9 protein-coding genes are annotated in these 10,000 nt (G+C 60.7%); 2 read left to right on the plus strand and 7 right to left on the minus strand.

Annotation, left to right across the window (positions count from 1 at the left end; all coding sequences use genetic code 11):
• Window positions 1-68: 68 nt before the first annotated feature.
• From LDL37_RS00710 to coxB, 7 genes are all read right to left on the minus strand, one after another.
• Window positions 69-440: a DUF983 domain-containing protein gene (locus tag LDL37_RS00710; RefSeq protein WP_290792887.1), complete on the minus strand. Its 372-nt coding sequence runs from the start codon at window positions 438-440 to the stop codon at window positions 69-71.
• Window positions 441-442: 2 nt separating this feature from the next.
• Complete coding sequence (locus LDL37_RS00715) at window positions 443-1,333, minus strand: cytochrome c oxidase subunit 3 (protein WP_290792890.1); 891 nt, start codon at window positions 1,331-1,333, stop codon at window positions 443-445.
• A 183-nt stretch (window positions 1,334-1,516) separates the two neighbouring features.
• Complete coding sequence (locus tag LDL37_RS00720; RefSeq protein ID WP_290792893.1) at window positions 1,517-2,053, minus strand: cytochrome c oxidase assembly protein; 537 nt, start codon at window positions 2,051-2,053, stop codon at window positions 1,517-1,519.
• Entirely contained in the window at window positions 2,050-2,223 is a 174-nt protein-coding gene (locus LDL37_RS00725) for a hypothetical protein (RefSeq protein WP_172961264.1), read from the minus strand. The genes LDL37_RS00720 and LDL37_RS00725 overlap by 4 nt, the downstream gene beginning before the upstream one ends.
• A 4-nt stretch (window positions 2,224-2,227) precedes the next feature.
• Entirely contained in the window at window positions 2,228-3,196 is a 969-nt protein-coding gene (gene cyoE, locus LDL37_RS00730; RefSeq protein ID WP_126423618.1) for a heme o synthase, read from the minus strand.
• Window positions 3,197-3,317: 121 nt separating this feature from the next.
• Complete coding sequence (gene ctaD / locus LDL37_RS00735) at window positions 3,318-5,000, minus strand: cytochrome c oxidase subunit I (RefSeq protein ID WP_290792898.1); 1,683 nt, start codon at window positions 4,998-5,000, stop codon at window positions 3,318-3,320.
• A gap of 23 nt (window positions 5,001-5,023) precedes the next feature.
• Window positions 5,024-5,965, minus strand: a complete 942-nt coding sequence (gene coxB, locus LDL37_RS00740) for a cytochrome c oxidase subunit II (protein WP_290792907.1) — start codon at window positions 5,963-5,965, stop codon at window positions 5,024-5,026.
• Between the two features lie 422 nt (window positions 5,966-6,387).
• Between coxB and tldD the strand changes: the two genes are divergently transcribed.
• Window positions 6,388-7,827, plus strand: a complete 1,440-nt coding sequence (gene tldD, locus LDL37_RS00745; RefSeq protein WP_290792901.1) for a metalloprotease TldD — start codon at window positions 6,388-6,390, stop codon at window positions 7,825-7,827.
• Window positions 7,828-7,981: 154 nt separating this feature from the next.
• Entirely contained in the window at window positions 7,982-9,955 is a 1,974-nt protein-coding gene (locus LDL37_RS00750) for a hypothetical protein (RefSeq protein WP_290792904.1), read from the plus strand.
• Window positions 9,956-10,000: the final 45 nt, after the last annotated feature.

Consider the following 10,000-nt stretch of genomic DNA (forward strand, 5'->3'; position numbering starts at 1 on the left):
AGTGCCGAGCCCCAACAGGATCAGCAGGGCCACGCCCACGGCCAGGGTCAAACCGACAGGCAGGCGCTTCATTTAAAGCGATCCTTGTCATTGACTCGGTTTTTGAGCTGCGACGCCACCATCAGCCCCTTGAGCGGCGGCATCAGCCCCAGACTGAGGAAAAGCGCCATAGGCAGCCAGATGATCATATGCAGCCATAAGGGCCAGTCGTGGCTCAGGGCCGTGATCATGAAGCCGAAACAGACGATAAAGCCGACGATCAGAATGACAAAGACGACGGGACCGTCTCCGGTATCCGCCGCCTGAAAATCTGTGTGACACTGGCTGCATTCCGGCGCGACCTTGAGGAAGCCCTTAAAGAGCTTGCCCTGACCGCAGACGGGGCAGCGGCCCCGCGCCGCCGCGAGGAAATTGACCTCGCGGCTATCGGGACCGGCCATGCTTAGGCTCCGAAGATGACGTAGATGAAGGCGAACAGGAACAGCCACACCACGTCAACGAAGTGCCAGTACCAGGCCGCCGCTTCGAAACCGAAGTGCTTTTGCGGCGTGAAGCCACCGCGCATGAGGCGGATCAGACAGATCAGCAGGAAGATGGTGCCGATCAGCACGTGGAAGCCATGGAAGCCCGTGGCCATGAAGAAGGCCGAACCGTAAAGACCGGCATTGGCGGCTTCTTCGTTGAAGAACAGGTGATGGTGGACAATGTGATAATATTCAAAGGCCTGCACGCTGGTGAAGATGGCACCCAGCACCACAGTCAGGAACAGGCCCCACTTGGCGCCATTGCGGTCGCCTTCCTGAAGCGCGTGGTGCGCCCAGGTGACGGTCGTGCCCGACAGGAGCAGGAGAAGCGTGTTGAGCAGCGGCAATTGCCAGGCCGAAACAGCCTCAACGCCCGCCGGCATCCAGCCATTCGGATCGGTGCTGCCCGTCGAGGCCCACGCCGTGCGGACCTCCTCGATGGCCGAGGCCACACCCGCGCGGTGTTCGTGGAACAGGGCCATTTCGAAGAAGACCCAGAACCACGCCACGAAGAACATCACTTCCGAGGCGATGAACATGATCATGCCATAACGCAGGCCGATCTGCACAACCGGCGTATGGTCACCGGCGCGCGATTCCTTGATGACATCGGCCCACCAGCCCCACATCACGTAAAGCACGCCCAGCAGACCGATACCGAAGACCACCGGGGTCTTTTCGATGCCGAACAGGCCCTTCATCCAGATCACCAGACCGATGAACATGACCACGGAGAACAGCGAACCGAGCAGCGGCCACGGGCTGGGGTTGATAATGTGATAATCGTGTTTGACGGCGTCGTTAGACATAGTCGGCAACTCACCTCGATGCGCCGTGTCCCCCTGTATCGGACACTGACGGTTCCGTTATATGATTAGACCTTGAGTCTTAGGGCAAATCGGCTGTGAACACAATCCGGCCACCCTGTTTTTATGGGGCTGTGGCCCCGTAGCAAACAAATTCAACTACGCTTTACAAGAGACTGAAACGCTTTACTTTTTGACCACCTGAGACGGAAAGAAGGTATAGGACAGGGTCACGTCCTTGGTGTTCTTTGCGTCAATGTCTTCCAGCATCTTCGGATCAACATAATAGACGACGGGGAAGGTGCGTTCCTCGCCGGGCTGCAAGGTCTGATCCGTAAAGCAGAAGCACTGCAATTTCATGAAGTAGCCGCCCATCGCTTCGGGCAGCACATTGTAGCTGGCGCGACCGGTGAGCGGCACATCCGCATCGTTGCGCACCGTGAAATAGATCATGTTGGTCTTGCCGAGCAGCGTGTTCTGCACCGGGCGTTCGACCTTGAAACTCCAAGGAATATTGTTGGCATTGGTGTCGAAATAGACGCGAATCTTGCGGTCGAGTACCACCGAGGACTCGGTTTCCACGCGCTGCGTCGTGCCATCAAAGCCCGTCACCTGACAAAACAGGCGATAAAGGGGCACCGAGGCATAGGCCAGACCGAACATACCCAACAGACCGGCCAGACACCACGCGGCAACCTTCTGATTACGGGTCAGTTTTTTCATCCGCCGTGCGCCGCCTGTACGCCTTGCGTCATACGGATGATGGAAACCAGAAACACCAGTACCACAAAGGCCAGGAGGCCCAGCCCGATGGCGATGTTGCGGCGCTTCTGGGCGGCCAGATAGGCCTTCTTGTCATCTTCGGGGGTGGTCAGAACGTCCTTGTCAACCATTGGCTCAGGCTCCCATGAAGGCGTGATGGATCAACAGGGCGGCGAAAAGCGCCGTCAGGTACAGGATAGAAAAGGCAAACAGGTTGCGCGCGGCCAGCGCTTCCTTCTTGACGTCGTAAAGCGAATTTTCACCCCCTTCGGGATGATCACCCGCCCGCGACAGGAACAGACGCACGGCCAGAAAGATGAAAAAGGCCCCGCCCAGAACCGACACGACGGCGTAGATCATGCCGCCCATGCTGAACGCGATGGGCAGACAGGCCACCGGGGCCATGATCAGGCTGTAGATCAGGATTTGCAGGCGGGTCGATTTGGCACCCCTGGCCACCGGCATCATCGGGATACCGGCCTTGGCGTAATCTTCGGCGGTGTAGAGGGCCAGTGCCCAGCTATGCGGCGGGGTCCACAGAAAGATGATGGCGAACAGCACCCAGGCCTCCACAGGCGCGTGGCCCGTGGCGGCGGCCCAGCCGATCACCGGTGGAAAGGCCCCGGCCGCGCCCCCGATGACGATATTTTGCGGCGTGCGGCGCTTCAGAACAATCGTATAAAAAACAACATAGTAAAGGATGGTCAGGGCCAGAAGACCGGCAGCCACCGCATTTATGGCCAGCCACATCATGGCCACCGACAAAAAGGCCAGCACGCCGCCAAAGGCCATGGCGTCGGATTTGGTGACGCGGCCTGACGCCACCGGACGCCCGCGGGTGCGGCGCATCAGGGCATCGGTTTCGCCTTCGATGGCCATGTTCAGCGCGCCGGCGGCCCCGGCCCCCAAGGCAATACACAGAACCGCGATAAAGGCCAGAAACGGGTCCATCTTTTGCGGCGCGACGACCAGACCGGTCAGGCCGGTGAACACCACCAGCGACATGACGCGCGGTTTCAGCAGTTGAAAATAGTCCGCCGGCAGGCCGCGCAGGGCCTTCTCCCCGTAGGCGGGGTGGCTCGGTTCGGACTTGGGCGTTGTCATATTCACCGGCTTTGGGGTCACGGGCTCAGGGTTCACAGTGGGTACTCGTAAAATAAAGGGGATGACGACCTCCGGCCTTCATCCCCCATACTATAGCCTGCCGCCCGTTCGGGCGAAGCGCTTAGTGATGGCCGTCTTCGTCCTTGATCACCGGCAGTTCAGAGAACTGGTGATAGGGCGGCGGAGACGACAGGGTCCATTCGAGCGTGGTAGCGCCCTCACCCCACGGATTGGCCTCGGCCTTGCGGCGGCGGATGACCGACTCGACGATCATGACCAGGAAGACCAGGACACCGATAGCGGTGATGACATAACCGATCGACGAAATCTGGTTCCAGTAGGTGTAGCCTTCCGGATAATCGACGTAACGGCGCGGCATCCCCTGAAGGCCCAGGAAGTGCTGCGGGAAGAAGACGACATTGACGCCGACGAACATCAGCCAGAAGTGAATCTGACCCAGAAGCTCGTTGTACTTGATGCCGAACATCTTCTCGTACCAGTAGTAGAAGCCGCAGAAGATGGCGAACACCGCCCCCAGCGACAGCACGTAGTGGAAGTGCGCCACGACATAGTAGGTGTCGTGCAGGCTGTAGTCGATACCGGCGTTGGAGAGAACCACGCCCGTAACGCCACCGACGGTGAACAGGAAGATGAAGCCGATGGCCCACAGCATGGGCACTTTGAAGTCCAGCGAGCCGCCCCACATGGTGGCGATCCACGAGAAGATCTTCACACCCGTCGGCACCGCGATGACCATGGTCGCCATCACGAAATAGGCGCGCAGGTTGAAGCCCATGCCAACCGTGTACATGTGGTGGGCCCACACGATGAAGCCGACGAAGCCGATGGCAACCATGGCGTAGGCCATGGCGAGATAGCCGAAGACGGGCTTTTTCGAGAAGGTCGAAACCACGTGGCTGATGATACCGAAGCCCGGCAGGATGAGGATATACACTTCCGGGTGGCCGAAGAACCAGAACAGGTGCTGGTACATGACCGGATCCCCACCGCCCGCCGGATCGAAGAAGGCGGTGCCGAAGTTACGGTCGGTCAGGAGCATGGTGATGGCACCAGCGAAGACCGGCAGCGACAGCAGCAGCAGGAAGGCGGTGACCAGCACCGACCACGCAAACAGCGGCATACGGTGCAGGGTCATGCCCGGCGCGCGCATGTTGAAGATGGTGGTGATGAAGTTGATCGCCCCCAGGATCGACGACGCGCCTGACAGGTGGAACGAGAAAATGATCAGGTCAAAGGCCGCACCGGGGCTGCCCTTATTGGCCGACATCGGCGGATACATGGTCCAGCCACCGCCGAAGCCGTGCTCCGACGCGCCGCCCGGTCCGCCCGGCACGAAGATCGACACCATCAGCAGGATGAAGGAGGCGACCAGCAGCCAGAAGGAGATGTTGTTGAGGCGCGGGAAGGCCATGTCCGGCGCACCGATCATGATCGGCACAAACCAGTTACCAAAGCCGCCGATCATGGCCGGCATGACCATGAAGAAGATCATCAGAACGGCGTGAGCGGTGACGACCGAGTTATAGCCGTGCTTGCCTTCGAAGACATTAAGCTGATCGAGCAGCGAGCCCGGTACGAAGACCTGAAGGCCGGGTTCATAAAGCTCCCAGCGGATCAGGCCCGACAGCGCGCCGCCCAGAAGACCGGCGAAGATGGCGAAGATCAGGTAGAGCGTGCCGATGTCCTTATGGTTGGTGGACAGGAACCAGCGCGCGAAGAAGCCGGGTTTGTGGTCGTGATCGTCGTGATGATGATCGTGAACGACAGAAGCATTCGATGCCATGACGAGCGTCTCTCTTACCTGAATTATTGAACGGCGGGAGCCGCGGCCGAGGCCGCTGCGTCCGCTTCTGCCGGGGCTGCGGCCGAAGCCGTCGCCGATGCGTCTGCCGAAGCGGCAGCGTTTGCCGCCGCCTGCTGGGCTGCCGCTGCGGCCGCCGCTTCTTCGGCGGCGATCATGGCCTTGGTCTTGCCACCCGCCTTGATGATGTAGGCGTCGAATTCCTTTTCGCTGACCACGCGAATGGCGATCGGCATATAGGCGTGATCGACACCACACAGTTCCGAGCACTGACCGTAGTAGATGCCGGGCTTTTCGGCCTTGAACCAGGTCGAGTTCAGACGACCGGGAATGGCGTCGGTCTTCAGACCGAAGGCCGGCAGGGCGAAGGAGTGGATGACGTCATAGCCGGTGACCTGCACCTGAACGACCTTGTTGACCGGCACGATCAGCTCATTATCGACGCCGAGCAGGAAGGGCACCTTGGCCGCGTGCGCGGTCTTCAGTTCGCGCGCTTCGGGCAGCAGGCGCGATTCGACGCCTTCGACCCCCAGTTCCGGATAGTCATAAGCCCAGTACCACTGATAGCCCGTAGCCTTCACCACGACATCCGGGGTCGGCATGTCGTTATATTTGCGCAGCAGCGAGAAGGAAAAGAAGGCGATGAAGACAAGGATCAGGACCGGGATAACCGTCCACAGAATCTCGATGGCCGTATTGTGCGAGAAGCTGGCCGGCTTCGGATTGGCGCGCTTGTTGTAGCGCAGCACGATCCAGATCAGCAGCGCCAGCACGAACAGCACGATAACCGTGATGATCGGCAGCAAGATGATGTCGTGAAACCAGATAGCGTCGTGTTTCAGCGGGGCAGCGCCCGGCTGAAGACCGAGCGACTTGTCGGTCGGTTGCCCCAGTTTTTCCTGAGCCCAGACGGCTCCGGCCCCCAATGCTCCTGCAAGGGCAGTCATCACGGCGGCGGTCCCTGCCATCAGCCTTCGGATGCGCATTCCTTCAATCCCTAACTGTGGGTGCCCGGCGCGCCTGCCTTCTCGTGAGCAGGAGTTTCCGCGCAGTCCCGTTTAATCCTCGGTATTCGGGCGCGACAATGGGTCCCAATGGGACACATGGTCTCACCCCGTTCTTCCCCATTAATGCCATATTTGCAAAATGCAAAGGCCTAAAAGCAAGGCAACACCACTGTCTGCAAAGACAGTTGCGTTCTGGTACGGCTCAGGGGCGAATATGGCTTTTGCACAGGCCGCACCTGCGCGCTTTTGTCGCGCCCCCTCACCCCTTCAGGGCCACGCGCGCGAAACTCGGGTTCATAGTCTCTGTTCAAGCGCCGCACGGCGTCCTACATAGGGCACAGTGTTTCATTTGGTATGTGCTTATGTCCGCCTCCCCCCTCGCCGTCGCCCTGCCCGACTCGCTGCGTGATCTCGACCTATCCGCCTGTCAGACGATTCTGGAAGAGGCCCTGAACGGGGCCGACGATGGGGAAATCTATTTCGAAACGCGCGAAAGCGAATCACTGGTCTTTGACGACGGGCGGCTGAAACATTCGACCTACGGCGCCGATCAGGGCTTCGGCCTGCGCGTCGTGGCCGGAGAAACGGTCGGCTTTGCCAATGCGGCCGAATTGTCGGTCGCGGCCGTGCGGCGCGCCGCCGCCGCCGCCGTGCTGGCCAAGCAAGGGCAAGCGGTCAGTCTGAGCCTGTCCACGGCCCCGGCGCGCTCCAACAGCCATCATTATGGCGACCACGATCCCATCGGGTCGATGCCGTTCGCCGACAAGATCGCGCTGCTGGAAGCCATTAATGACTATGCCCGCAGCCGGCACTCGGGTGTGGTGCAGGTCTCGGCCTCGGTCGCCGCCGATCAGCGCCACATCACCATCCTGCGGGCGGGTGGCGAGGTCTATCACGACTACCGCCCGCTGGTGCGCCTGTCGGTCGGTGTGTCGGTTGAAAAGGACGGCCACCGCGAAAGCGCGTCGGCGGGCGGCGGCGGGCGCATCGCGCTCGACTTGCTCAGCGATCCGGCATACTGGCAGGCGCAGGTCGATGAGGCCCTGCGGCAGGCCCTGATCAGCCTGGAGGCCAAACCGGCCCCGACAGGGGAGATGGATATTGTGCTGGGGCCCGGCTGGCCCGGCGTGCTGCTGCATGAGGCGGTGGGCCACGGCCTTGAGGGCGATTTCAACCGCAAGGGCACCTCGGCCTTTTCCGGCAAGATGGGCCAGCAGGTGGCCGCAAAGGGCGTCACCGTGGTCGATGACGGCACGATTGCCGATGCGCGCGGCTCGCTCAATATGGACGACGAAGGCACCCCGACCCACGCCACCACGCTGATCGAGGACGGCATTCTGGTCGGTTACATGCACGACCGGCTGTCGGCGCGTCAGATGGGCGTGGCCCCGACCGGCAATGGCCGGCGTCAGTCCTATGCCCATCCGCCCCTGCCCCGCATGACCAATACCTTCATGAAGGGCGGTCAGGACAGGCTGTCCGACATGATCGCGTCGACCCAACGCGGCCTCTATGCGGTCAATTTCGGCGGCGGTCAGGTCGATATCACCAATGGCAAGTTCGTCTTTCAGTGCACCGAGGCCTATCTGATCGAAGACGGTCAGGTGACGGCCCCGGTCAAGGGCGCGTCGCTGATCGGTGACGGCCCGGCGGTTATGCGTCAGGTCGAAATGATCGGCGATGATTTCAAATTCGATCCCGGCGTCGGCACCTGCGGCAAGGCGGGTCAAAGCCTGCCGGTCGGCATCGGCCAGCCCAGCCTGAAGATCGGTGGCCTGACGGTAGGGGGCACGGCGGCATAACCGTGATCCGTCACGGGTATGGTAAAGCCTTGTTATACTTTGCCTATTGCTCACTTTACGCACGGGTGAACTTGTCATTTGGCGCTTAAAGCGGCATATTGTCCGCAAAAGGCGCAATATCGCGCCGGTTTTTCTGCAAGCGTGATGGGGTCTTATGCGGCTGTTGTGGCTGACATCGGTGTGTGCGCTGGCTTTATTGCCGGTTCAGGCGACTGCGGCGGACACGCTGAGCACGGCGGCCAGCTATACGGCCTCAGACTTTGTCGGTAAGCCGGTGCAATCGGCCGCCGACGCGCTGAAATACATTCCCAACTTCATCGTCACCGGATCGGGCGGGTCTTCCAATGTGCTGATCGACGGTCAGCGCCCGTCGGACACCAATGACGCCCTGACACGTCTGCCGCTGAACCAGATTGAGCGCATCGAACGCATCGCCGCCGGCAACGGCAATTACGACATGCAGGGCCATAGCGAGCTGATCAACATCGTGCGCAAGTCGATGTCGAAGCCCGTTATTACCATCCACTCCTCGGCCAACATCTATCCGGACGGCAAGATCAAACCGCAGGTCGGCTTCACGTGGCAGAAGAACCAGAACGGCCGCAATCTCGAAGCCGGTCTGAGCCTCTATCAGAACCATGACGAAGGCACTGGCCACGGCGACAAATACACCACCTATGCCGATGGCACGACGCGGCATCAGGCGCTTGATTCCAAGGGGCAGAGCGAAGGGGCTGAGGTGCGCGCCGCCTGGGGTGGCCCGGCCAGTGGCGGCCGCCTCGATGTCAATGGGGCCATGCGCTACAACCGCTCGGCCTTTGATGCCGTCTATGAAAACGGCGTCACCGAGTACGAGCAGCGCCAGAACGCCAATCTGACGCAGGAAGTGTCCGGGCGTTACGAAAAGGCGCTAAACAAAAGGTTCAAGCTGAACCTCAACCTGTGGGGCAAGCGCAATGTCAGCGACAGCCGCACCGACCATCAGAAGCCGGACGAGGTTTCGACCTACAGCGAGGACAAGGATACCCGCGAAGGGTCGCTGGCGGCGCAGGCCACCTGGCACTATTCCAAGGCCCTGATGCTTCAGGCCGGGGCCGAGAGTCGCTTCAACCGCTTCGATGCCGAAAGCCTGTCTGTCGGTTCGTGGCTGGACGAGAACACGAGTCCGGAAACCGGACGCACGCGCGGCGAAGAACAGCGCGGGTCGCTCTACGTCTCAGGCAACTGGCGGCCGAACGAGACGCTCAGCATAGACAGCGGGCTGGCCGTCGAAAGCATGACCTTCCGCCATCGCGGCACCTATGCGGCCGAGCGCAGCTATGAATACCCCAAGCCGCGCCTCAGCCTGCAATGGAAGCCTGACAAGGTGTTTCAGGTGCGCCTCAGCCGTGCCCGCGAAGTCGGCTATATGGGGTACTGGGACTTTGTGTCGATTGCCGAGTGGCAGTATGAACGCCCCGATCAGTTGCTCTATCCGCTCAACCTTGTCCCCTATCGCCAGTGGTCGAACGAATTCAGCGTCGATTATCGCTTCTGGGAAAAGGGACAGTTGGCGCTCAGCTTTGAACGCAACGACATCGACGATGCCGTCGAGCGCGTGCCCCTCTATACTCAGAAGGGCGACATAGAGGACATCATTGGCAATGTCGGCGATGGCGCCAATCAGCAGATTTCGACGCGCCTCAGCGTGCCGATAGATGACTATCTCGAAAACGGTATGATCCGGCTGAATGCCACCTGGTACGATTCCGAAATCACCGATCCGATAACGGGGCTGAAACGCCGCATCTCCGGGCAGACGCCGCGCACCTTGTCATTGAGCTTCAATCAGGACCGACCGGGTATGTCGTGGGGCTGGTCGGTGGACAGCGGCTGGAACAATACCAGCTGGCGCGCCAGAGAAATCAGCCAGTCCGAAGGCTCGCCGTGGGTCAGCCTCTATGCGGAGTTCAAGCCGTCGCCCAAGCTGTCGGTACGCACGGAATTGCAGAACCTCGGTGCCCGCACCACGCGCTATGACGTGACGCGCTATGAAGGTCTGCGGTCGGGTAGCGCGCTGTCCTATGAGGAATCGACGCAGCGCGACTCCGAACCGAAGCTCTACCTGCGCATCCGGAACGAGCTTTAAGCCCTTCACATTCAACACAAAAAACCCCGGCGGTAGTCACCGCCG

This window comes from Asticcacaulis sp. (assembly GCF_020217185.1).
In the GTDB taxonomy this organism is placed as follows: Bacteria; Pseudomonadota; Alphaproteobacteria; order Caulobacterales; family Caulobacteraceae; genus Asticcacaulis.

Excerpts from the sequence above, each read along its gene's own strand:
- LDL37_RS00710 (WP_290792887.1), bottom strand. The coding sequence starts at position 440 with ATGGCCGGTCCCGATAGCCGCGAGGTCAATTTCCTCGCGGCGGCGCGG.
- LDL37_RS00715 (WP_290792890.1), bottom strand. The coding sequence starts at position 1,333 with ATGTCTAACGACGCCGTCAAACACGATTATCACATTATCAACCCCAGC.
- LDL37_RS00720 (WP_290792893.1), bottom strand. The coding sequence starts at position 2,053 with ATGAAAAAACTGACCCGTAATCAGAAGGTTGCCGCGTGGTGTCTGGCC.
- LDL37_RS00725 (WP_172961264.1), bottom strand. The coding sequence starts at position 2,223 with ATGGTTGACAAGGACGTTCTGACCACCCCCGAAGATGACAAGAAGGCC.
- cyoE (WP_126423618.1), bottom strand. The coding sequence starts at position 3,196 with ATGACAACGCCCAAGTCCGAACCGAGCCACCCCGCCTACGGGGAGAAG.
- ctaD (WP_290792898.1), bottom strand. The coding sequence starts at position 5,000 with ATGGCATCGAATGCTTCTGTCGTTCACGATCATCATCACGACGATCAC.
- coxB (WP_290792907.1), bottom strand. The coding sequence starts at position 5,965 with ATGACTGCCCTTGCAGGAGCATTGGGGGCCGGAGCCGTCTGGGCTCAG.
- tldD (WP_290792901.1), top strand. The coding sequence starts at position 6,388 with ATGTCCGCCTCCCCCCTCGCCGTCGCCCTGCCCGACTCGCTGCGTGAT.
- LDL37_RS00750 (WP_290792904.1), top strand. The coding sequence starts at position 7,982 with ATGCGGCTGTTGTGGCTGACATCGGTGTGTGCGCTGGCTTTATTGCCG.